Genomic DNA, 22,196 nt, shown 5'->3' with positions numbered 1-22,196 from the left:
TGACCAGGAACGAGGCCGAGCGGGCGTTTCTGTCCGAGCGCCCTCGCCGACTGCCACCGGCTAGCCGATCGCCGCGCGTAGCCCCGCGAAGGCGGCGCCGAGCGTTTCCGGGGTGAAGTGCGCGTTCAGGCCGCTCGGGTTGGGCAACACCCAGAGCGGGGCGCCGCCGAGCGGTTCCGGCTGCGGGCCGAAGCCGGCCTTCGGCCGGGCGAAGCCGATCCGGTACGCGGTCACCCCGACCACCGCCACCCAGCGCGGCCGGTACCGCTCGACCTTGCCGGTCAGCTCCGCCGCGCCGGCCACCAGTTCCGCCGGGGTCAGTTCGTCGGCGCGCGCGGTCGCCCGGGCCACCAGGTTGGTGATGCCCAGCCCGAGGCGGGGCAGCTCGTCCTGCTCGCTGGGGTGCAGCCGGCGCGGGGTGAAGCCGCCCCGGTGCAGCGCCGGCCAGAACCGGTTGCCCGGCCGGGCGAAGTGCCAGCCGGTCGCCGCCGACCAGAGCCCGGGGTTGATTCCCACGAAGAGCACGTCCAGGCCGGGCGCGATCACGTCCGGCAGCAGCGTGTCGGCCGCCGCCGCGAGCTGCTCCTTCGTCGGCCGGGGATAGCGCCGGGTGGCCGGCGTCAGGCTCGCCGGGAGCGGCTCGGCCCCGTCGAGCCGCCTCGGGCCAGCCTCGGCCGCGCCGGGCCGGATCGCGTCCGTACGGCTCGGCTCAGCCGCGCCAGGGCGCGCCGGGCGCGTGTCGGGCCGGGCATTCCGGGGTCGGCGTCGTCCGCTCACAGGTCCCGTCACAGGCCGCGCAGCGCGCCGCCGTCAACCGGCACGGTGACCCCGGTGACGTAACCGGCGGTGGGGGAGAGCAGGAAGGCGGCCACCCGGCCGAACTCACCCGGCTCGCCGAACCGACCGAGCGGGATCGACGCCTCCGCCTCGGCCCGGGCCCGCTCCGGGTCGCCGGTGGCGGCGAGAAGCTCCCGGTTCCGGTCGGTCATGATCCGGCCGGGCAGCAGGCCGAACACCCGTACGCCGCGCGGGCCGTACTCGTCGGCGATGTCCTTGGCCACCCCGGCGAGGCCGGGGCGCAGGCCGTTGGAGATGCCGAGCCCGGGCACCGGCCCACGCGCCGAGGTGGAGAGGACCAGCCCGATCGCGCCGCCGTCGGTGAGCGCGGCGGCCACCGTACGGGCGGCCCGGACGCTGCCCAGGAAGACCGTTTCGAAGGACTCCCGCCACTGCTCGTCGGTGACCTGGGCGGCGGTGCCCCGAGGCGGCCCGCCGACCGAGATCAGCGCCCCGTCGAGCCGGCCGAACCGCTCCCGCGCGGTGGCGACCAGCCGCCGCGGGGTGCCCGGGTCGGTCAGGTCGGCGGTCAGCCCGACGGCCCGCTCCGGGCCGCCCAGCGCCTCCACGGCGGCGGCCACCTGTTCGGGCAGGCGGGCCGAGATCACCACCTTGGCGCCGTCGGCGACGAGGGCCTCGGCGGTGGCGAAGCCGAGGCCACGGGAGGCGCCGGTCAGCACGTACACCCGGTCGGCGAGTCCGAGATCCATGGGCCGATCCTGCCGTACCCCGGACCTGCCCGGCCAGCCGCCTCAGCGGTGGCCGGGCGGATGGCGGAGCTGAATCACCTCTCCGTATCGACTCGGATGAACGGCGCGGGGAACGGGAAGTTGCCGGCTCCATCGGCGAACGTGTTGCCGTCGAAGGCGATCGTCGCCGTCGCGGTCGCCGCGCGCTCCTTGCGCTTCGACCCCGGCCCGTTGACCGTGGTCACCACCGGTCCGCTGCCGGTGCAGCGGGCGTCGACCGAAACCGTGTGCAACCCGCCCCGGTTGTCCCGCACGTTTGCGAACGTGCCGACGGCACGGAATCGCGGTCGGCCGTGGCCCGACGGTTCGGCGGCCCGCCGAACCGAGATGCTCAGCGGTGGGCCGGGCGGATCAGGCGTACCCGACCGGCGAGCTGCACCGCGACGGCGCCGCCGGCCCGGGCGACGGCCGGCAGCCGGCGGGGCCGGGGCGGGGTGCGGCCGTCGTAGCGGGCGGCGGCCTCCCGGGTGGCCAGCTCCTCCGCGCCGAGCGACGGCAGCGTGCCCCGATCGCGCAGCTCCCGGGCCAGGTCCCAGCCGTCGCGCAGCGACCCGTTGCCGGGGCGGCCGGCCGCCCATTCGGTGAACGTGCCCGGCCAGGCCGCGGCGAGACCGGCGGCGAGCAGCGGCCAGTGCCGCGCCACCTCGCCCGCACGCTTGCGCAGCAGCGCCCGGCGGGCCGCCTCCACCGGCGTGGGGGCGAACCCGGGCGGCAGCGGCGCACCGGCGACCAGCGCCGCGACCAGCTCCGCCTGCCGTGCGGCCAGGCCACCACCCGGACCGGCCGGGGAAGCGGCAGGCGACGGCCCGGCTGGGGGAGCGGCGGACGACGGTGGTTTCCCGGCCGGGGGAGCGGCGGATGGCGAGGCGGCCGACTCCGTCGCGGTGGCGCGGCCGTGGCCGGTGCCGGCGGCTCCGCGAGTCAAGTGATCACCGGGTACCCGGAGGCGGCGGCGAGCGCGTCCAGTTCGCCGCGCAGCTCGGCGGCGGGTGGGTAGTGGCCGTCGCGTTCCAGCAGCAGCGCCGGAGGACGGCGGCGGGCGCACAGCTCGCGGACCAGGCCGAGCACCTCGGCGGGGACCGGGTCGGTGTGCGTGTCGTGGTAGAAGCCGCCCTGCTCGGCGCCGCCGGCCACGTGCACGTAGGCGATCCGGTCCAGCGGCAGCCGGTCCAGCAGCGCGAGGGCGTCGCCGCCGCGGTTGCGGGCGTTGGCGTGCACGTTGGCGATGTCGAGCAGCAGCAGCGCCCCGGTGGCGTCGAGGATCTCGGTGAGGAAGGCGGCCTCGTCCAGCTCGTCGTCGGGCCAGTCGAACAGCGCGGCGATCGGCTCCAGCGCGAGCGGCACCGGCAGCTCCGCCTGGGCCCGCCGGACGTTCGCCACCACCGCCGCGACCGCCTCCCGGCTGCGCGGCAGCGGCAGCAGGTGACCGGCCTCCAGGCCGCCGGCCCGCACGAACGCGATGTGCTCGCTGACCAGCGGCGCGTCCACCGCCGCGGCCACGCCGGCCAGGTGCGCCAGCCGGGCCGGGTCGACGGGTTCCGCGCCGCCGAGGGAGAGTCGCACCCCGTGCGGTACGACGGTGACACCGCGCCCGAGCAGGGCGGCGAGGTCGTCCGGGAGCGGCCCGGCCGGGGCGACCGTCTCGGCCACCACCTCGACGAAGCGCAGCCCGGGCAGGTCGGCCACGAAGCCGGCGATCTCGGGTCGCCAGCCGATGCCGACCCCGTACGGGCCGGTCGAGGGCGCCGAGGAGTCGGTCAGGGGCGCCGAGGGGCCGGTCGGGGGTACGGTCCGGCCGGTCATCCGCCGCACCCGCCACCGCCGCACCCACCGCCGCCCCCGCACGAGCTGCCGCCGCAGGAGCTGCCGGTGCCGCCCGAGCCGCACGAGCCGCCGGAGGTGCCCCCGCCCGTGGCGAGCGCCTGGCGCTGGATCGCGGCCTGGCCGGCGAAGCCGGGATCCATGGCCCAGATGGTGGCGGTGCCGAACAGCGCCACCCCCATCGCCGTGGTCGACGGGCCGTACGTGGCGTACGCCGGCGCGGCGGAGGGCCGCAGCCAGGTGTGCTCGCGCTGCAGGTCGCGCAGGGCCCGGTCGGCGGCCCGGGTCCGCCAGGGCACCCGGACGAGCAGCGCGAAGGCGACGACGAGCGGGATCAGGCTGAGCAGGAGAAAGCCGGCGGGCCGGCCGTTGGACAGGCCGACGACGGCTCTGATCCCGCCGAGCACCAGCAGGGCGGCGATCAGCAGCGGGCCGCGCCGCAGGGCGGACCGCTGGTCCGGCCCGAGCGCCAGACCGCGCCGCTGGAGTTCGTCGCGGAGCTGGTCGAGGGCGCGGACCACCCACTCGTCGCGGCGCAGCTCGCCGGAGCGTACGCCTCGGGCGGCCGCGTTGACCACGGCCTGGTCGAGCGGGGTGGCCCCGGCCGGCAGCGCGCCGGCGGTGGTGAGCCGCCGATCGGGGCGTACGGCGACGACGCCGGCGTGGCGCAGCCCGCCGAGCGCGGTCCAGACGGCGAGTTCGTCGCCGCCGTTGAGGTACGCGACCTGCTGCGGCCCGAGCTGCCCGGCCCCGGCGACCGGCGTGCCGGCCAGCGCGCGGAACCGGTGCACCAGGGTGCCCACGACCAGCACGGCCGCGACCACCAGATACCAGCGTAGGAAGACCGGGCCGGGGATGCCCCAGGTGTCGTCCGGTGCGGCGAGGACGGTCATCAGATTCCTTCCGTGGATACCCCGACCTTCAGGCGGGGAGGAAACGGAACTTCTGCAGAGCAGGGCAGGGAAAACCGATTCGCCGCCAAGGCGGATCGGCGTGCGTCCAGATGCAACCGCATGAATCTCGAACGGGTGTGCTAACGTGTGGGCCGTGGTCAGGGCGGTGAAGCGGGCATTCAGGTACCGCTTCTACCCGACCGATACGCAGGCCGCTGAGCTGGCGCGGACGTTCGGATGTATCCGGAAGGTGTACAACCTGGCGTTGGCCGCACGCACCGAGGCGTGGGTATCGCGCCAGGAGCGGGTGACCTACACCGCGACCTCGGCAATGCTGACCCGATGGAAGAAGACCGAGGACCTGGCCTACCTCAACGAGGTTTCCTCGGTGCCGTTGCAGCAGACGCTGCGGCATCTGCAGACCGCTTTTACGAACTTCTTTGCCAAGCGGTCCAGGTACCCCACGTTCAAGTCGAAGAAGAAGTCGCGGCGCTCGGCGGAGTACACCCACAGCGCGTTCCGATGGCGCGACGGCTCGCTGACCCTGGCGAAGATGACCGAACCCCTGGCGATCGTGTGGTCTCGGCCGCTGCCCGAGGGTGCGTCCCCGTCCACGGTGACCGTGTCCCAGGATCCGGCCGGGCGTTGGTTCGTGTCCCTGCTCTGCGTCGACGTGATCCCCGACGCCCCTGCCACCACCGCGGTCGGGGTCGGGGTCGACGCGGGCCTGGACAGTCTGCTCACGCTCTCGACCGGGGAGAAGATCACCAACCCGAGGTATGAGCGCGCCGACCGGGCCCGGTTGGCCCGCGCCCAACGGGATCTCGCCCGTAAGGAGAAGGGCTCGGCGAACCGGGCCAAAGCCCGCCTGAAGGTGGCGCGGGTGTACGCCCGCATCGCTGACCGGCGGCGGGACCATCTGCACAGGTTGACCACTCGACTCGTTCGTGACAGCCAAACGATCGTGATCGAGGACCTGTCTGTGCGGAACATGATTCGCAACCACACGTTGGCCCGGGCGATCTCGGACGCGGGGTGGCGGCAGTTCCGCGCGATGCTGGAGTACAAGGCCAACTGGTACGGCCGTCACCTCATCACGGTCGACCGCTGGTACCCCTCCTCCAAACTCTGCTCGACCTGCGGTGCGCTGGCCGAGACGATGCCGCTGGATGTGCGGTCGTGGACGTGTCGATGCGGCGTCGTTCACGACCGCGATGTCAACGCGGCACGTAACCTTCTGGCCGCCGGGCTGGCGGTGACTGCCTGCGGAGCTGGCGTAAGTCCTCAACGGGAAACCTCCCGGACGGGGCGACCGGCGGTGAAACAGGAAACCTCTGGGGTGACCCAGGGAATCCCCTTCCTTTAGGGAGGGGAGGATGTCAAGCTCTGCTCCTGTCGCGAGGTGGTGCCGCCATTGTGGAGCAGGGCCGCCAGCCGGGATTCGGTCGGTCGGGCGAGTTACCGGACCGAGACCCGGGCGGTCAGTGGCGGCGGACCGCCTCCTCGACCAGGTCGAGCACCCGGCCCAGGTCACCGGCCGGGCGCCCCATCGCCAGGTGCAGCACCAGCCCGTCGTAGGCCAGCTCCAGGAACTGGGCCATCACGTCGATCGACACGTCGTCGCGGAGCACCCCGGCCTCCCGCTGGCGCAGCAGGCGCTCGCGGGTGGCCTCGGCGATGGCCGCCGAGCGTTCCGCCCAGCGCTTGGCGAACGCCGGGTCGGTACGCAGTCGCCGGGACACCTCCAGCTGGCTGCCGAGCCAGCCGGTGGTGTCCGGGGAGAGGGCGCGGGCGAGCAGATCCCGCATCACCTGGACCAGGCCGTTGCGGGCGACGGTCTCCACCATGGCCGCCGCGTCGTCCTCGGCGACGGCGAGGAAGAGGGAGTCCTTGTCGCGGAAGTGGTGGAAGATCGCGCCGCGGGAGAGCCCGGTGGCCTCCTCCAGGCGCCGCACGGTGGCGCCCTCGTAGCCGTGCCGGGCGAAACACGCCCGTGCCGCGGAGAGGATCTCCTGCCGGCGCGCGTCGAGCTGGTCCTGGCTTACTCTGGGCACGTACCGATCGTTCCAGGCGTATCCCGTCGACGCAAACCGTACGTACGGCTTGAGATGCGCGTTCGCATGATCAGCACGAGGACGCGATCCGGTTACGATCAGCGGATGACCGCCCCCGCCCACCCGTTGACCGTGGCCGCCGTGCAGGCCGAGCCGGTTCCCGGCGACGTCGCCGGCAACGCCGCCACCGCGGCCCGCCTCGTCGGCCGGGCGGCCGGCGCCCGGGTCGTCGTGCTGCCGGAGCTGTTCCTGCCCGCGTACCACCCGCCGACCCTCGCGGCCGACCCGATCGGCACCGACGTGGTCGCCGGCCCGGACGGCGGGGTGGCCGATCCGCGCCTCGACCCGCTGCGGCAGGCGGCCCGCGACGGCGGGACCACGGTGGTGGTGGGCGCGGCGGTCCGGTACCCCGACGGGCGGCGCACCATCTCCTCGCTGGTGATCGACCCGGCCGGGGCCGTGCGGGCGGCGTACGACAAGCAGCAGCTCTGGGGCGGCGAGCGCGAGCTGTTCTCCCCGGGCCGACGGGGCGCCACCCTGCTGGTCGACGACTGGCGCCTCGGTCTCGGGATCTGCTACGACGGCTGCTTCCCGGAGCACGGGCGGGCCGCCGCCGACGACGGTGCGCACGGCTACCTCTGCCCGAGCGGCTACCTGGCCGGCTCGGAGCATCGGCGGGACGTCTACTACGCCGCCCGCGCCCTGGACAACACCATGTACGTCGTCTTCGCCAACGCCGTCGACGGCGTTGACCCGTGGCGGTTCAACGGCGGTGCCGCCGTGTACGACCCGGAGGGCCGGCCGCTCGTCCGGGGCGCGGACACCGGCACGGAGGTGCTGGTGGCGACGCTCGACCCGGCGGCGCTCGCGGCCACCCGGGCGGCGCACACCATGCTCGCCGACCGCCTGTCCGACCAGGGCCTGCCCCGTACGGCGATCATCGGCTGACGGATACCGGCCCGCAACCCTGTCGGTGGCCCGCCCCGGTCCCGTAAGGTTCCCGAGTGCCGTTGCTCCTGCTCGATCTGGACAACACGCTGCTCGACCGGGATGGGCCGTTCCGTGCCTGGGGTGAGCGATTCCTGGACGACATCGGCGCTCCACCCACCGACATCGACTGGCTGCTCTCCGTCGACGCGGACGGGCTGACCGACCGGTGGGACGTCGCGGACGCCATCCGGAACCGGTACCAGCTCAGCGTCCGCGCCATCGACCTGGTGGATGAGCTGCACGACGGGGTGGCGGCGAAGACCAGACTGGATCCGTTGGTCGCCTGCGCGCTCCGGATCGCCGACGACGCCGGGTGGGTGCCGGTGGTGGTCACCAACGGCGCGGTACGCCAGCAGGACGCGAAGATCCGCCGGACCGGCCTGGACCGGTACGTCGCCAACTGGGTGATCTCCGAGGAGGCTGGCGTCAGCAAACCCAACCCGAGGATCTTCGCGCTCGCCGCGCAGCGGGCCCGGATGCCACTGCGCGGCGCCTGGGTGGTCGGGGACAGCCCGGAGGCGGACATCGGCGGGGCCAGCGCGTCCGGGCTGCCCAGCGTCTGGCTGCACCGCGGGCGTCGCTGGTCGGACACCCGGTTCGCGCCGACCCGTACGGTCGACGGGTTGATCGCCGCGGTGGCCGCGGTGCTGGCCGGGTGAGCGCCGGGAAATTCGGTTGACCCGCTCGCGCCCGCCGGTGAGCATGGGGGCCGCGCGAGGGCGCAGCCGGGCGGAGCCCGGTCGAGGAGAGGAGGTCGGTAATGGCCGTCATCGCAGGGTCGTTCCAGCTGCCTCCACCTGCCTCGATCGAAGGATCAACCCACCCGTGCGCGAACACGACTTCCCGGCGCCGCAGCGCCGTGGCCGCGGCAAGAGCCGCTTCGACGACGACGAACCGTATTTCCTGAAGCGCGGCGGGCCCGCCGAGCCGGCCCTCGCCGAACCCGACGACGAGCCCGAGCCCGAGGACCAGTGGTCCTCCTGGGACGAGGCCGTGCACGGGCCCGAACCCCACCCCGAGTGGCTGGTCACCGAGCTGGCCGCGAAGGACACCGAACTCGGCGTGCTGAAAACCGGCAAGGAGGCGGACGTCCACCTGGTCCGCCGGGCCGTGCCGGGCACCGACCGGTCCTGCCTGCTGGCGGCCAAGCGCTACCGGGACGCCCAGCACCGGCTCTTCCACCGCGACTCCGGTTACCTGGAGGGGCGCCGGGTCCGCCGGTCCCGGGAGAACCGGGCGATGGCCGGCCGGACCGCGTTCGGCCGGCAGATGATCGCCGGGCAGTGGGCCGCCGCCGAGTTCGCCGCCCTCGCCCGACTCTGGGAGATCGGCGCCGCCTCCGGGCGGATCGCCGTGCCGTACCCGGTGCAACTGCTCGGCACCGAGCTGATGCTGGAGTTCGTCGGCGACGCCGAGGCGGGGCAGGCCGCGCCCCGGCTGGCCCAGGTCCGTCCCGACGCCGCCGAGCTGCGCGACCTGTGGGAGCAACTGGTCGACGCCCTGGTCGTGCTGGCCCGGGCCGGGTACGCGCACGGCGACCTGTCGCCGTACAACCTGCTGGTGCACCGGGGGCGGCTGGTCATGATCGACCTGCCGCAGGTGGTGGACGTGGTGGCCAACCCGCAGGGGCCGGAGTTCCTGGCCCGGGACGTGCGGGTGGTCGGCACCTGGTTCGCCGCCCGGGGCCTGCCCGCCGGGGACGTCGACCCCGGCGAACTGACCGGGCTGCTGCTGCGCGAGGCGGGCATCCGCTGAGCGCGTCGTGTCCCGGGCGGGTCAGCCCCGCCCGGGACACCGGCCAACCGGCGCGCACCGACGCCCCGGAGGGCGACGTTCGCCGGACCCGGATCGGCGCGTCGCCGGAGCGCGGCGTGCCGGCGGGCCGCCGCCGGGGCGTCCGGCGACGCCGCCTCATACAGCTCGTCGAGAGTGCGCGCGAGAATCGAAGATCAACGGAGCGCGCGGGACCGCGAGGTCACTGGAGGTAGCGCTCGACCTCCGGCAGGGGGCGCTCGCCCTGGGCGTCCGGGTCACCGTGCGCCTGGCGGGCCGCCCGCCGGCGGCGCAGCAGGTCCCAGCACTGGTCGAGGGACTCCTCCAGCGCCCGCAGCCGTTCCCGGGCCGCGTCGTCGGTGCCGGCCTCGTGCTCCTGTGCCGCCGCGCGCAGCCGGTGCTCCTCGTCGACCAGTTCGGTGATCCGGTTCAGGATGGTCTTGTCGTCCATGCCCGAAGCTTGGCACAGGGTGCGGTGCCGCGCCCGGGTTCCTCGTCCCCGGTCCCGCTCGCCCACCCCGGCGCCGCGCCGGCGGTCGAAACCGGCGGCCCCGCCGCCCTCGTACCTGACGGGTGGCCGGGACCCGGGCGCGGCCCGCGCCTCGGCCCGGAGCCGGCTCCGGCGGAGTTGACCGACCGACCGGCCGGTGCCGCCGGGGGTGGCGCTGCCCGCCGCGACCGGCCCGGCCGCCCACGGACCGCCGCGCTGCCGGGCCGGCGGAACCCGCTACCACGGCCGAGCGGTCGCGTCGGCCGGACCGGGCGCGCCGTGACCGGCCACCGGTACGTCGTGACCGGCCAGTTGCGCCGGAGGCGACATGGAGGTGGCGTCCGGTTGGCCGTGGGGTTACCGGACGGTTATCGACAGGCAAGGATGCCTGCGTAGCCGGCCGGACGGACGGGAAGTCCGCAGCCTCCATTGTCGACAGTGGGAATTTTGTCGTGTGAGATCTATTCCTCTTTGCTCTTTTGATCGGCCGTTAAGGCTGGCATGCTCGGCGGCAAGCTCACGGGTCATGACGGTTTCGCGACACCGAGTAGACCCAGGGGGGAACGCATCACGTGGACCAACCGCATACAGCTGCCGAATCCGCTGGTCAGCTCCGTACCGTGCCGCTGCGTCAGATCCTGCCCGGCATGCTCCGCGACCCGGCCCGCGCGCTGATCGACGTCGGCAACCGGACGCAGGGCTCGCTCGTCCGGATCAACCTCGGGTCCTTCCGTCCCTACCTGGTCACCCATCCCCGGCACGTGCAGCACGTCCTGCGTGACCGGGCGGAGAACTACGAGCGGGCGGGTGACGGGCTGTTCTGGCGCCCGGTCAAGCGGCTGTTCGGCGAGGGAATCCTCGGCGAGGGCCAGATCTGGTCGGCGAGCCGCCGGATGCTCCAGCCGATGTTCACCGCCAAGCGGGTGGAGGCGATGATCGACGGGATGGCCGAGGCCATCCGCGACGCGGTGGACGAGCTGGACCAGCCGTCAAGCGCCGGGCGCACCGTCGACATCGGCGCCGAGCAGGCGCGGATCGTCTGCCGCGCGATCATGCGGGTGCTCTTCGCCGACAAGATCTCGGTGGCGGACGCGATGCGGGTCGTCGACGCCCAGGACGTCATCGCCACGGCGGTGATTCCCCGGATCATCGTGCCGTTCGCCCCGCTGTCGCTGCCGATGCCGGGCGACCGGCCGTTCCGTCGGGCGAAGCGCATCGTCGACGACGTGCTGGTGCCGGTCGTCCGGGCCACCCGGGCGGTCGCCGACGAGGGCGACGACGTCATCTCCACGCTGTGGCGGGCCCGGACCGACGACGGCCGGCAGCTCGACGAGCAGCAGGTACGCAACGACACGGTGGCGATGTTCGCGGCGACCACGGAGACCACCATCAACGTGCTCACCTGGTTCTGGCCCCATCTGGAACAGCGGCCCGACATCGCCGACCGGCTCTACGCCGAGATCGACCGGGTGGTGGGCGGCGAACCGGTCCGCCGCGAGCACCTGCCCGAACTGACGTACACCCGAATGGTCCTGGACGAGCTGCTGCGGCTCTACCCGATCGGTTGGATCATCCCGCGTCGCGCGGTCGCCGCGGACGAGATCGACGGCGTGCCGATCGAGGCCGGGGCGACCGTGGTGGCGAGCCCGCTGGTCACCCAGCGGATGGCGCGGTTCTGGGACCGGCCGGACGAGTTCGACCCCGAGCGGTTCCGGCCGGAGCAGGTCCGGGCCCGGCACCGCTACGCCCACTTCCCCTTCGGCGGCGGCCCGCACCAGTGCCTCGGGATGTACCTGTTCTATCTGGAGGCACAGCTCATCCTCGCCACGATGCTCAGCCGCTACCGCTTCCGGATGCGCCGCCCGGGCGTGCCCGGCCTGCGGCTGGCCGCGGCGCTGCGACCGCGCCACCGGGTCGAGCTGACGCTGCTGGCCGCCTCGCCCTCGCCAGGGACGGCACCGGCATGACCGACGTGGACGGCGGACAGCTCGCCGAGGCCGCCGAGCAGGGACGGATCTGCGCGCTCGCCGCCCGGGGGCAGCGGGACCTGCAACGACGGGCCGCGGCGCACCCCGACCTCTTCCCCAGCCGGCCCTTCGACGCGGCGCTGTTCAGCAGCATCGCGCTGGCCATGGCGTTCAGCGCGCCGTGGTGCACCGCCGAGGAACTGGGTCTGACCAACCGCGCGGTGCTCTGGGGCTTCGTGATCGACTGGCAGGTCGACCACCAGGCGACGTCCCGGTCGGAGGTCGACCTCGTCGCGAAGACGTGCCTGGCGGTGGCCGGCGGCGCCCCGGCCGACGACCCTCTGGGTCGGTTCCTCGCCGAGCTGCGGGACGACCTCGCCGCCGCCCCGGCGTTCGCCGGTCTGCGTGGCCTGTGGCAGGAGGAGATCGCCCGCACCCTGGCCGCGATGACCCGAGAGTGGGAGTGGAAGGCCGCGGCGCAGCACGGCACCGCGGCCCCGCCCACCCTGGCCCAGTACCTCGACAACGCCGACAATCTCGCCGCCACGGTGGTCAACGTCGCGCACTGGATCCACACCGGATCCGCCGAGACCCACCGCCAGCTGCCCCGGCTCGTGACGGTCAGCGACGAGGTGCAGCGGGCCCTGCGGCTGATCAACGACCTGGGCACCTACCAGCGGGACCGCGAGTGGGGCGACCTCAACGCGATCATGCTGGTGGACGACGACCGCGCGGAGATCGAACGGCAGGTCGCGACGCGGATCGACCACTGCCGGCACCTGCTGGCCGAGCTGCGGCCCGACTGTCCGCGGGAGGCCGACTACCTGTCCCGACAGCTCGGCTTCACCAGCGGCTTCTACCGCCTCACCGACTTCTGGGGTACGCGGTGAGTGTGACCACGAACCGTCGGCTGCCCGCCCGTCGTGGTCCGGGTGGCGCGCCGCCCGACGCCGGGCTCGGAGCCGACCGGGTCCGGGACCTGATCGCGGCGATGGCACACGACCCGTCCGGGCAGACCTCGCCATCGGTCTACGAGACCGGCCGGCTGCTGTCGCTCGCGCCGTGGCTGCCCGGCCACGACGTACGGATCGATTGGCTGCTCGCGCGGCAGCGGGCCGACGGCGGCTGGGGCGGCCCGGAGGGGTACGCCGTGGTGCCGAGCCTGAGCGCCGTCGAGGCGCTGCTGACGGTGCTCGGTCGGGGCGACGGTGGCCCGGCGACGGCCGCCGACCTGACCGGCGCGGCGGAGCGGGGCCTGCGTTTCGTGGCGGCCCGGCTCGGCGACCCGGCCGCGCCGGCACTGCCCGACCTGCCGGCCACCGACCTGATCGTGCCGGCGCTGGTCGAGTCGGTCGACGGGTGGCTGAACGGCCCGGAGTCTCCTCCGGCGGGTCTCGCCGGGTGGCGCGGCCGACCCCGTCTGCCGCTTCCGTCCGGCCTGGACCCCGGCCGCCTGCACCGGGTACGCGGTCTGCTGGCCGCCGGTGGACCGGTCCCGGAGAAGCTGGCGCACGCCCTTGAGGTGGGTGGCGGGTGGGCCCGCCGGGCTGCCGGCGTGTCACCGGTCGGCCCCGGGGCGGTCGGTGCGTCTCCGGCCGCGACCGCCGCCTGGCTCGGCGGCCCCGACGAGCCCGGTGGATCGGCCGTGGACTACCTGCGGGGCGTCGGTCGCGGCGGTGCGGTGCCCTGCGCCAGCCCGATCGCCGTGTTCGAGCGCGCCTGGGTGCTCAGCATCCTGGCCCGGGCGGGGGTACCGATGGCGGTGCCCGCCGCGCTGGTGGCCGAGCTGCGGGCCGCCGTCGGCCCGGCCGGCGTGGCCACCGGGCCCGGGCTGCCCGCCGACGCGGACACCACCTCGGTGGCGCTGTACGCCCTCGCCCGGCTCGGCCAGCCGGTCGACCCGTCCAGCCTCTGGACCTACGACACCGGCGCCCACTTCTGCACCTGGCCGGGGGAGGACGGTACCTCGATCACCACCAACGCCCACGTGCTCGACACCCTCGGTCACCACCTCGCGCACGGTGGGCCGATGGCCGACGCCCGCGTCGCGGCGGCCGTGGACCGGGTGGCCGCCTGGTTGATCGCCCGGCAGGAGGCCGACGGGCGGTGGTGTGACCGGTGGCACGCCTCGCCCTACTACGCCACCTACTGCGCGGTGCTCGCGCTCGGCGACCACGCCCGTGGCGCCGCGGGCCGGGCCGCCGTCGGGCGGGCGGTCGACTGGCTGCTGGCCGCCCAGCGGCCGGACGGTTCGTGGGGGCGGTGGGCCGGCACCGCGGAGGAGACCGCGTATTCGGTGCTGGCGCTGGTCGGGGCCGGTCTGTCGGCCGATGCCGAGGTCGCCGCGGCCGTCGGGCGGGGCCGGCGCCGGCTGTCCGAAATGGACGAGGCGGGTGACGACGGGCCGCTGCTGTGGCACGACAAGGACCTCTATCGACCGGAGTTGATAGTACGCTCAGCGGTGTGCGCGGCGCTGTGGAGTGATGACGCGGCGACCGGGTTCCGACCGCACCCCGACGACCACCCATGATCAGGATCGCTTGAGTGAAGTTCGGGACGCTGCTAGCGTGCGCCGGAGTCGATCGGATCGCCGACGACTCGATTTCGGGCACGTGACCGAACACCCGGCCAGGAAGTTGTGATGGGTTCCCGCAGTACGAATATCCGTACGAAGATCGTCGCACTGCTCATGTCGCTGTTCGCCCTGTGGGCGTTCGCGGCGTGGGTGACCGTACGGGATGGCTTCAACCTGCTGGGCGTCCAGACGCTCAACGCCCGGGTCTTCGAGCCGAGTGACCCGCTGCTGTTGCAGCTACAGGACGAACGCCGGTTGTCGCTGTCCTACCTCGGACAGTCCGACCCGGGTCAGCTCGAGGAGTTGGTCGCGCAGCAGCGGCGGACCGACGAGACCGCCGCGACCCTGTGGAAGTCCGCCCAGGACTGGCGTGCCGAGCTGCCGGCGAGCGACCAGCTCGTGCGGCGGATCGCCGAGCTGCGGCGGAAGGTCGAACAGCTCGGTGGCGTACGGGCCGAGGTGGGACGCAAGACGATCGACCGGGCCGCGACGCTGGCCGCGTACAACGACGCGGTCGACGGCATCTTCGACGTCTTCGACGCGCTCGGCGGTCTCGACGACAAGGAGATCGCCCGCGACACCACCGCCCTGATCGACCTCAACCGCGCCCGGGAGCTGCTGTCGCAGCAGGACGCGCTGTTGACGGGCGTCCTGGCGGCCAACCGGATGACAGTGGCCGAGCAGACGACCTTCTCCCGACTGGTCGGTGCGCAGTGGTACCTCGCGGACCGGACGGCGCAGTCCCTGGCGCCGAGCGACCGCGACCGTTACCAGGCGATGATCGACGGTGCCTCGTTCCAGCAACTGCGCACCCTGCAGGACCGGATCCTGACCGCCAAGGGCAGCGACGTCCGGCCGCCCGTGTCGGCACCGGCCTGGCAGGCCGCCGTCGAGCAGGCGATGGAGGACCTGCGCGGGGTCATCCTGGCCGGCGGCAAGGACATCGTGTCCCGGGCGACCCCGGTCGCCATCGGCGTCATCGTCCGGGTGGTGCTCGCGGCCGGCCTCGGTCTGCTCGCCGTCATCGCCTCCGTCGTGGTGTCGATCAGCACCGCCCGTGCGCTCATCCGGCAGCTCGAACGGCTGCGCGAGGCGGCGTTCCGGCTGGCCAACGAGCGACTGCCCGGTGTGGTGGAGCGGCTCGGCCGAGGCGACGAGGTCGACGTCGCGCGGGAGGCGCCCCCACTCGAGTTCGGCGACGACGAGATCGGGCAGGTCGGCAAGGCGTTCAACGTCGTGCAGGAGACCGCCATCCGGACCGCCGTCGAGCAGGCCGAGCTGCGCCGCAACGTCCGCGAGGTCTTCCTCAGCCTGGCCCGGCGCACCCAGGCGCTGGTCCACCGCCAGCTCACCCTGCTCGACGCGATGGAGCGCCGGGAGCACGACGCCGAGGAACTGGAGGACCTGTTCCGCGTCGACCACCTGGCGACCCGGATGCGGCGCAACGCCGAGAACCTGATCGTCCTCTCCGGATCCACCCCCGGGCGGTCCTGGCGGCGCAACGTGCCGATGGTGGACGTCATCCGCGGCGCGGTGGCCGAGGTCGAGGACTACACCCGGGTGAACGTGCTGCCGATCGGGCCGGTGTCGCTGACCGGCCGGGCCGTCGGCGACGTCATCCACCTGCTGGCCGAGCTGATCGAGAACGGCCTCTCCTTCTCGCCCCCGCACACCACCGTCGAGGTACGCGGCCAGATGGTGGCGAACGGTTTCGCCATCGAGATCGAGGACCGCGGGCTGGGCATGACCGGGGAGGATCTGGCCGCCGCGAACCACCGGATCGTCGACCGGTCCGAACTGAACCTGGCCAACGCCGCCCGTCTCGGCCTGTACGTGGTCAGCCGGCTCACCGAGCGGCACGGCGTGAAGGTGCAGCTCAAGGAGTCCGCGTACGGCGGCACGACGGCCGTGGTGATGATCCCGCTCGACCTGGTGACCGCCGACGGACCGGACGCCAGCACCTCGGGCGGCTTCCGGGCGGGCACCGGGACCGCGTCGGACCGGGACGTGCCGGCGGGGCACGGCGCGCCGGAGGGCGGGTCGTCCGCGCCGGCCGTCGAGCGGGCGACCGCCCCGGTGGCCCTCGCCGACCCCACCACGCCGGTGCCGGGGGACACCGTGACGGAGCCGCTGCCGGCGCCGGTCGGCGCCGAGGCGCCCGCGCTCACCCCGTCCGGGCTGCCGGCGCGTACCCGCAGGCGGCAGTCGGCGGCCGACGGGCCGGCCGCGCCCGCGGGCCTGACCACGGTGGACGCGCCGGCGGACGCGGACGCGGCGGGTGACGGGCCGACGGCCGCCGCCGGAGCGACGCGGTCCGACGTCGGCCTGCCGGTCCGGGTACGCCAGGCGAGCCTCGCGCCGGAGCTGCGGCAGGATCCGTCCACCCCGGACGATGACCAGGACGACGAAGCGGTGCGACCGCCGGAGCAGGTGCGCCGGATGATGAGCTCCTACCAGAGCGGTACCCGACGCGGCCGGACCGATGCCGCGCGGCTGCTCGGCGGGGCGCACGGGGCCGGCGAGGAGCCGGACCCGGGGGACGGGCAGGCGATCTGAGGGAGACGCCGTGGCGGCGGATCCCAGACGAGTACGGCGACACCAGCCGGGGAGAAGAGGACGACGAGTGGCCCAGAAGACGGCTTCGAGCGCGGACCTGACGTGGTTGCTGGATGACCTGGTCGGCCGGGTCAAGCAGGCGGAACACGCCGTGGCGCTGTCCACCGACGGCCTGCTGATGGCCTCGTCGCGGGGGCTGAGCCGGGACGACGGCGAGCACCTGGCGGCGATGGCGGCGGGCATCCAGAGCCTGGCCCGGGGCGCGGGCAAGCGGTTCGGTGGTGGCCAGGTGCAGCAGACCATCATCGAGATGCAGTCCTCGTTCCTCTTCGTCACCGCGGCCGGGCGCAACGCCTGCCTGGCCGTGCTGGCCTCCGAGGACGCCGACGTCGGCCTGATCGCGTACGAGATGGCGATGCTGGTGACCCGCGTCGGCCGGTTCGTCGCCTCGCCGACCCGTGAGGCATCCGCCGGCGAGAACCCGGCACGATGACCGGCCAGGCGGAGTCCGCCGAGCAGGAGTGGGTGGACGACCACGCGGGTCCCGTGGTGCGCCCCTACGCGGTGACCGGCGGCCGGGCCCGTCCGGTCACCGGCACCTTCGACCTGATCTCCCTGGTCACCGCGACTCGGCCGGACGTGGGCGCGGAGTCCGGGCTGGGCCCGGAACACATGGCGATCGTCGGCCTCTGCCAGCGGATGCAGTCCGTGGCCGAGATCGCCGCCCACCTGGACCTGCCGGTGGGCACCGTCCGGGTCCTCCTCGGTGATCTGGTGGCCCGTCACCTGGTGCAGGTCCGTGAGCCGCGCGCAACCCCCGCCGGCCTTCCCGACGACAGCGTTTTCGAGGCGGTAATCAATGGACTACGGGCGCTCTGAGCGGCCGGCGGGAGCGGCCCCCCTGCCCACCGCGATCAAGATCCTGATCGCCGGCGGTTTCGGCGTCGGCAAGACCACCATGGTCGGCGCGGTGAGCGAGACGCGCCCGCTGCGGACCGAGGAGGTGCTGACCGAGACCGGGATCGGCATCGACGACCTCTCCGGGGTGGAGGGGAAGAAGACCACCACCGTGGCGATGGACTTCGGCCGCATCACCATCAGCGACGACCTGGTGCTCTACCTGTTCGGCACCCCGGGCCAGGACCGCTTCTGGTTCGTCTGGGACGAGCTGTCGCTCGGCGCGCTCGGCGCGGTGGTGCTCGCCGACACCCGCCGGCTGGCCGACTGCTTCCCGTCGATCGACTACTTCGAGGAGCGGGGCACGCCGTTCGTGGTGGCGGTGAACTGCTTCGAGGGCGCCAAGAAGTACCGGCTCGACGAGGTGCAGACGGCGCTCAACCTCGACCCGGGCGTACCGGTGGTGCTCTGCGACGCGCGGCAGCGGGAGTCGGCCAAGGAGGTCCTGATCACGCTGCTGGAGCACGCCATGAAGCTGCGCGAGGAGCGCCGCCGCACCGCCGACTGAGCCGGGCGGCTCGCCGGCGACGCGGGCGCTCGGACGCCGTGAACGCGAAGGCCCCCTTCCCGCCGAGAGCGGGAAGGGGGCCTTTCGGTGTGCGAGGTCAGCCGGCGATCATGCGACGCAGCACGTACTGCAGGATGCCGCCGTGCCGGTAGTAGTCCGCCTCACCGGGGGTGTCGATGCGGACCACGGCGTCGAACTCCACGCCGGTGTCGGTGGTGACCTTCACCGTACGCGGGGTCTCGCCGTCGTTCAGCGCGGTGACGCCGGCGATGGAGAAGGTCTCCGTGCCGGTGAGCCCCAGCGACTCGGCGGTGGTGTCGACCGGGAACTGCAGCGGCAGGACGCCCATGCCGATCAGGTTCGAGCGGTGGATGCGCTCGTACGACTCGGCGATGACCGCCTTGACGCCGAGCAGCATGGTGCCCTTGGCCGCCCAGTCGCGGGACGAGCCGGAGCCGTACTCCTTGCCGGCCAGGATGACCAGCGGGACGCCCGCCTCCTGGTACGCCATCGAGGCGTCGTAGATCGAGGTCTGCTCGCCGTTCAGGTGGTTGACCGTGAAGCCGCCCTCCACGCCGGGGACGAGCTGGTTGCGCAGCCGGATGTTGGCGAAGGTGCCCCGGATCATCACCTCGTGGTTGCCCCGGCGTGAGCCGTACGAGTTGAACTCGTGCCGCGGCACGCCGTGCTCGGCGAGGTACTTGCCGGCGGGGGAGTCCGCCTTGATCGAGCCGGCCGGGGAGATGTGGTCGGTGGTCACCGAGTCGCCCAGCTTGGCCAGCACCCGGGCACTGGTGATGTCCTGCACCGGCTGCGGGCTGTGCTGCATGCCCTCGAAGTACGGGGGCTTGCGCACGTAGGTGGAGTCGGCGGCCCAGGCGAAGGTGTCGCCGGTCGGGGTGGGCAGCGACTGCCAGCGCTCGTCACCGGCGAAGACGTCGGCGTACGCGGAGCTGAAGCCGGTGGCACCGATCGCCGAGGCGATGACGTCCTGGATCTCGGCGCTGTTCGGCCAGATCTCCCGCAGGAACACCGGGTTGCCCTGGGCGTCCTCGCCGATCGGCTCGTTGGCCAGGTCGATGTCCATGGTGCCGGCGAGCGCGTACGCGACCACCAGCGGCGGGGACGCCAGGTAGTTCATCTTGACGTCGGGGTTGATCCGGCCCTCGAAGTTCCGGTTGCCGGACAGCACCGACACGACGGCGAGGTCGCCCTCGTTGACCGCGGCGGAGACCTCCTCCGGCAGCGGGCCGGAGTTGCCGATGCAGGTGGTGCAGCCGTAGCCGACCAGGTTGAAGCCGAGCTTCTCCAGGTAGGGCGTCAGGCCGGCCCGGTCGTAGTAGTCCATGACGACCTTGGAACCGGGGGCCAGGGTGGTCTTCACCCACGGCTTGCGGGCCAGGCCCTTCTCCACCGCGTTCCGGGCCAGCAGCGCGGCACCGATCATGACCTGCGGGTTCGAGGTGTTGGTGCAGGAGGTGATCGCGGCGATCACCACGGCGCCGTGGTCCAGCTCGTACTCGACGCCGTCGGTGCCGGTCACCCGGACCGGGTTGGTGGCCCGGCCGCCGGCGCCGACCGCCGCGGTCACCAGGTCGCGCGGCTGGTCGGCCGGGTCGCTGGTCTCGTTGGCCGGCGGGTCGCTGGCCGGGAACGACTCGGCGCTGGCCTCGTCGGCCGGGCCGGCAACACCGGTGGGGAGCTGCTCCCGGGCCACGCCCGGCTTGATCTCCTTCTCGCCGGCCGTGGCGCCGTCGGCGACGTAGTCGGTGAGGGCGGAGCGGAACAGGGTCTTGGCGGCGCCCAGCGGCACCCGGTCCTGCGGGCGCTTCGGGCCGGCCAGGGACGGCTCGATCGTGCTCAGGTCGAGTTCGAGCCGCTCGGAGTACTCCGGCTCGCGGGCCGGGTCGTGCCAGAGGCCCTGCTCCTTGGCGTACGCCTCGACGAGCGCGACCTGTTGCGGGTCGCGGCCGGTCAGCTCCAGGTAGCGGACGGTCTCGGCGTCGATCGGGAAGATCGCGACGGTGGAGCCGTACTCCGGGGACATGTTGCCGATGGTGGCCCGGTTGGCCAGCGGCACCGCGCTCACGCCCGGGCCGTAGAACTCGACGAACTTGCCGACCACGCCGTGCTTGCGCAGCATTTCGGTGATGGTGAGCACCAGGTCGGTGGCGGTGGTGCCGGCCGGCATCTCGCCGGAGAGCTTGAAGCCGACGACCCGCGGGATCAGCATGCTGACCGGCTGGCCGAGCATCGCGGCCTCGGCCTCGATGCCGCCGACGCCCCAGCCCAGCACGCCCAGGCCGTTGACCATGGTGGTGTGCGAGTCGGTGCCGACGACGGTGTCCGGGTACGCCTGGCCGCCCCGCTCCATGACCGTGCGGGCCAGGTACTCGATGTTGACCTGGTGCACGATGCCGGTGCCCGGCGGGACGACCTTGAACTCGTTGAACGCGGTCTGGCCCCAGCGCAGGAACTGGTAGCGCTCCTTGTTGCGCTCGTACTCCAGCTCGACGTTGCGCTGGAAGGCGTCCTCGCGGCCGAACAGGTCGGCGATGACGGAGTGGTCGATGACCAGCTCGGCCGGGGCGAGCGGGTTCACCTTGGTGGCGTCGCCACCAAGGTCGCGTACCGCCTCGCGCATGGTGGCCAGGTCGACGACGCAGGGTACGCCGGTGAAGTCCTGCATCAGCACCCGGGCGGGGGTGAACTGGATCTCCACGCTCGGGTCGGCGGTGGGGTCCCAGGCGCCGAGCTGCTGGATGTGGTCGGCGGTGATGTTCGCGCCGTCCTCGGTCCGCAGCAGGTTCTCCAGCAGGATCTTCAAGCTGTAGGGCAGCCGGTCGTGGCCCTCCACCTTGTCGATCTTGAAAATCTCGTAGCTCGCGTCACCGACGCGTAGCTGGGTCTTCGCACCGAAGGTGTCGAGGCTCGCCACGTCGTACTCCTTCACACCAGCGACCGTGAGTAGTCCTGAGCAGTCTGTCGCACCGGTCGGAAGGTCGCCCGGGTTAGGCAACACTTACCGCCGATTCTCGTTCAACAAAACCGTACGTCCGTCTTGCTATCCATGCAACCTCGTGCCAGCGTTCGGGACGAGGAGGTGCCACCATGATCCAACACGTTCCGTCCGCCGGCCCACGCGGTGCCGAGCGACGGGGGTCCGGTCGGGTGGCCGCAAGCTGAGAGGCCCCCGTACCGTCGGACCGGAGGTAGGGTTCGAGGTCGAACCGGAAGGGGTGGCGGTGGTCGACGTCCAGCACTGGCTTTCCGCGCTCCCCCCGGGCGTGGTCTACCTGATCGTCGCCGGCGTGATCGGCGTGGAGAGCATGGGCGTACCGCTGCCCGGCGAGATCGTCCTGGTCAGTTCCGCGCTGCTCGCCGCCGCCGGCGTGGTCCAACCCGAGTGGGTGGCCACCGCCGCGGCGCTCGGCGCCATCGTCGGCGACTCCATCGGGTACGCCGTGGGGCGGCGCGGCGGACGCCCGCTGCTCGCCCGGCTGGGCCGGCGCTTCCCCCGGCACCTCGGTCCGGCGCAGATCGCCCACGCCGAGGAGAGCTTCGCCCGGTACGGCGTCTGGGCCGTCTTCTTCGGCCGCTTCGTGGCGCTGCTGCGGATCCTGGCCGGGCCCCTCGCGGGCGCGCTGCACGTGCCCTACCGACGGTTCCTGCTGGCGAACGCGGCCGGCGGCCTGGTCTGGGCCTTCGGCACCACCTACCTGCTGTTCACCGTGGGCCGGGCGGCTGAGCGCTGGCTCAAGGACCTGTCCTGGGCCGGCCTGGCCGTCGCGATCATCGCCGGCCTCGCCAGCACCTGGTGGCTGCGCCGTCGGGCCCACCGGCTGGCGTCGGCCGAGACGGCCGCCGAGTCCGAGCCGGTACGCGCCGGCAGCGATCGCTGACCGCGCCGGCGTCCTGACGCGGACCGAGATCCGCTCCCTTTTCGGGGATGTTGCTGTGTCCCGGTGCCGGGAGGCGGCAACATCTCCGAAGTTGCTGTGGGGATGACGAAAGGGCCGGCCCCGG

General features: G+C 73.4%; 21 protein-coding genes. 12 read left to right on the top strand and 9 right to left on the bottom strand.

Going from position 1 to position 22,196, the window contains the following annotated elements:
• Positions 1–60 precede the first annotated feature (60 nt).
• The 6 genes from mug to GA0070621_RS14545 all read right to left on the bottom strand — a co-directional run bounded on the left by mug (position 61) and on the right by GA0070621_RS14545 (position 4,300).
• Positions 61–624, bottom strand: coding sequence for a G/U mismatch-specific DNA glycosylase (mug, locus tag GA0070621_RS14570; protein WP_091202425.1), 564 nt, complete (start codon positions 622–624; stop codon positions 61–63).
• A gap of 161 nt (positions 625–785) precedes the next feature.
• Positions 786–1,547, bottom strand: a complete 762-nt coding sequence (locus GA0070621_RS14565) for an SDR family oxidoreductase (protein WP_091195764.1) — start codon at positions 1,545–1,547, stop codon at positions 786–788.
• 74 nt (positions 1,548–1,621) lie between these two features.
• Positions 1,622–1,840: a hypothetical protein gene (locus GA0070621_RS14560; protein ID WP_091195760.1), complete on the bottom strand. Its 219-nt coding sequence runs from the start codon at positions 1,838–1,840 to the stop codon at positions 1,622–1,624.
• A 77-nt stretch (positions 1,841–1,917) separates the two neighbouring features.
• Positions 1,918–2,352: a hypothetical protein gene (locus GA0070621_RS14555; protein WP_091202424.1), complete on the bottom strand. Its 435-nt coding sequence runs from the start codon at positions 2,350–2,352 to the stop codon at positions 1,918–1,920.
• Between the two features lie 155 nt (positions 2,353–2,507).
• Positions 2,508–3,389: a DUF692 domain-containing protein gene (locus GA0070621_RS14550; protein WP_167666914.1), complete on the bottom strand. Its 882-nt coding sequence runs from the start codon at positions 3,387–3,389 to the stop codon at positions 2,508–2,510.
• On the bottom strand, positions 3,386–4,300 hold the full coding sequence (locus tag GA0070621_RS14545; protein WP_091195756.1) for a TIGR04222 domain-containing membrane protein: 915 nt from the start codon (positions 4,298–4,300) through the stop codon (positions 3,386–3,388). The genes GA0070621_RS14550 and GA0070621_RS14545 overlap by 4 nt, the downstream gene beginning before the upstream one ends.
• Positions 4,301–4,454: 154 nt before the next feature.
• Between GA0070621_RS14545 and GA0070621_RS14540 the strand changes: the two genes are divergently transcribed.
• Positions 4,455–5,666 (top strand): RNA-guided endonuclease InsQ/TnpB family protein, encoded by a 1,212-nt coding sequence (locus GA0070621_RS14540; RefSeq protein WP_091202422.1) that lies wholly within the window; start codon positions 4,455–4,457, stop codon positions 5,664–5,666.
• A 115-nt stretch (positions 5,667–5,781) separates the two neighbouring features.
• Here the strand turns inward: GA0070621_RS14540 and GA0070621_RS14535 are convergent, their stop codons facing one another.
• Positions 5,782–6,354: a TetR/AcrR family transcriptional regulator gene (locus tag GA0070621_RS14535; RefSeq protein WP_091195753.1), complete on the bottom strand. Its 573-nt coding sequence runs from the start codon at positions 6,352–6,354 to the stop codon at positions 5,782–5,784.
• A 105-nt stretch (positions 6,355–6,459) separates the two neighbouring features.
• Here GA0070621_RS14535 and GA0070621_RS14530 point away from each other — a divergent pair, with 105 nt between their 5' ends.
• The 3 genes from GA0070621_RS14530 to GA0070621_RS14520 all read left to right on the top strand — a co-directional run bounded on the left by GA0070621_RS14530 (position 6,460) and on the right by GA0070621_RS14520 (position 9,099).
• Positions 6,460–7,302, top strand: a complete 843-nt coding sequence (locus GA0070621_RS14530) for a carbon-nitrogen hydrolase family protein (RefSeq protein ID WP_091195750.1) — start codon at positions 6,460–6,462, stop codon at positions 7,300–7,302.
• A 56-nt stretch (positions 7,303–7,358) separates the two neighbouring features.
• Positions 7,359–8,003, top strand: coding sequence for an HAD family hydrolase (locus GA0070621_RS14525; protein ID WP_091195748.1), 645 nt, complete (start codon positions 7,359–7,361; stop codon positions 8,001–8,003).
• A 166-nt stretch (positions 8,004–8,169) separates the two neighbouring features.
• Complete coding sequence (locus GA0070621_RS14520) at positions 8,170–9,099, top strand: serine protein kinase RIO (RefSeq protein ID WP_091195745.1); 930 nt, start codon at positions 8,170–8,172, stop codon at positions 9,097–9,099.
• Positions 9,100–9,319: 220 nt separating this feature from the next.
• Here the strand turns inward: GA0070621_RS14520 and GA0070621_RS14515 are convergent, their stop codons facing one another.
• On the bottom strand, positions 9,320–9,568 hold the full coding sequence (locus tag GA0070621_RS14515; protein ID WP_091195741.1) for a DUF2630 family protein: 249 nt from the start codon (positions 9,566–9,568) through the stop codon (positions 9,320–9,322).
• A gap of 659 nt (positions 9,569–10,227) precedes the next feature.
• On the opposite strand from GA0070621_RS14515, the gene GA0070621_RS14510 reads away from it, so the two are divergent.
• The 7 genes from GA0070621_RS14510 (at position 10,228) to GA0070621_RS14480 (ending at position 18,170) form a co-directional block, all read left to right on the top strand.
• Positions 10,228–11,574 (top strand): cytochrome P450, encoded by a 1,347-nt coding sequence (locus tag GA0070621_RS14510; protein WP_167666913.1) that lies wholly within the window; start codon positions 10,228–10,230, stop codon positions 11,572–11,574.
• Positions 11,571–12,464, top strand: a complete 894-nt coding sequence (locus GA0070621_RS14505) for a terpene synthase family protein (protein ID WP_091195737.1) — start codon at positions 11,571–11,573, stop codon at positions 12,462–12,464. The genes GA0070621_RS14510 and GA0070621_RS14505 overlap by 4 nt, the downstream gene beginning before the upstream one ends.
• Before the next feature lie 2 nt (positions 12,465–12,466).
• Positions 12,467–14,104, top strand: coding sequence for a prenyltransferase/squalene oxidase repeat-containing protein (locus tag GA0070621_RS14500; RefSeq protein WP_167666912.1), 1,638 nt, complete (start codon positions 12,467–12,469; stop codon positions 14,102–14,104).
• A gap of 111 nt (positions 14,105–14,215) precedes the next feature.
• Positions 14,216–16,705, top strand: coding sequence for a sensor histidine kinase (locus GA0070621_RS14495; protein ID WP_091195734.1), 2,490 nt, complete (start codon positions 14,216–14,218; stop codon positions 16,703–16,705).
• A 67-nt stretch (positions 16,706–16,772) separates the two neighbouring features.
• Positions 16,773–17,198, top strand: a complete 426-nt coding sequence (locus GA0070621_RS14490; protein WP_091195732.1) for a roadblock/LC7 domain-containing protein — start codon at positions 16,773–16,775, stop codon at positions 17,196–17,198.
• The gene (locus GA0070621_RS14485) at positions 17,195–17,584 is read left to right on the top strand and encodes a DUF742 domain-containing protein (protein ID WP_091195729.1); all 390 of its coding nucleotides are present in this window, start codon (positions 17,195–17,197) and stop codon (positions 17,582–17,584) included. The genes GA0070621_RS14490 and GA0070621_RS14485 overlap by 4 nt, the downstream gene beginning before the upstream one ends.
• Complete coding sequence (locus GA0070621_RS14480; protein ID WP_091195726.1) at positions 17,565–18,170, top strand: GTP-binding protein; 606 nt, start codon at positions 17,565–17,567, stop codon at positions 18,168–18,170. The genes GA0070621_RS14485 and GA0070621_RS14480 overlap by 20 nt, the downstream gene beginning before the upstream one ends.
• A 97-nt stretch (positions 18,171–18,267) precedes the next feature.
• On the opposite strand, the gene GA0070621_RS14475 is transcribed toward GA0070621_RS14480, so the two are convergent.
• Positions 18,268–21,123: an aconitate hydratase gene (locus GA0070621_RS14475; protein ID WP_091195724.1), complete on the bottom strand. Its 2,856-nt coding sequence runs from the start codon at positions 21,121–21,123 to the stop codon at positions 18,268–18,270.
• A 292-nt stretch (positions 21,124–21,415) separates the two neighbouring features.
• Between GA0070621_RS14475 and GA0070621_RS14470 the strand changes: the two genes are divergently transcribed.
• Complete coding sequence (locus GA0070621_RS14470; RefSeq protein WP_091202417.1) at positions 21,416–22,072, top strand: DedA family protein; 657 nt, start codon at positions 21,416–21,418, stop codon at positions 22,070–22,072.
• Positions 22,073–22,196: the final 124 nt, after the last annotated feature.

Origin of the sequence: Micromonospora narathiwatensis, assembly GCF_900089605.1 — a bacterium.
In the GTDB taxonomy this organism is placed as follows: domain Bacteria; phylum Actinomycetota; class Actinomycetes; order Mycobacteriales; family Micromonosporaceae; genus Micromonospora; species Micromonospora narathiwatensis.
The sequence above is the reverse complement of the archived record's forward strand: the minus strand, read 5'-3'. Positions and strand labels throughout refer to the sequence as shown.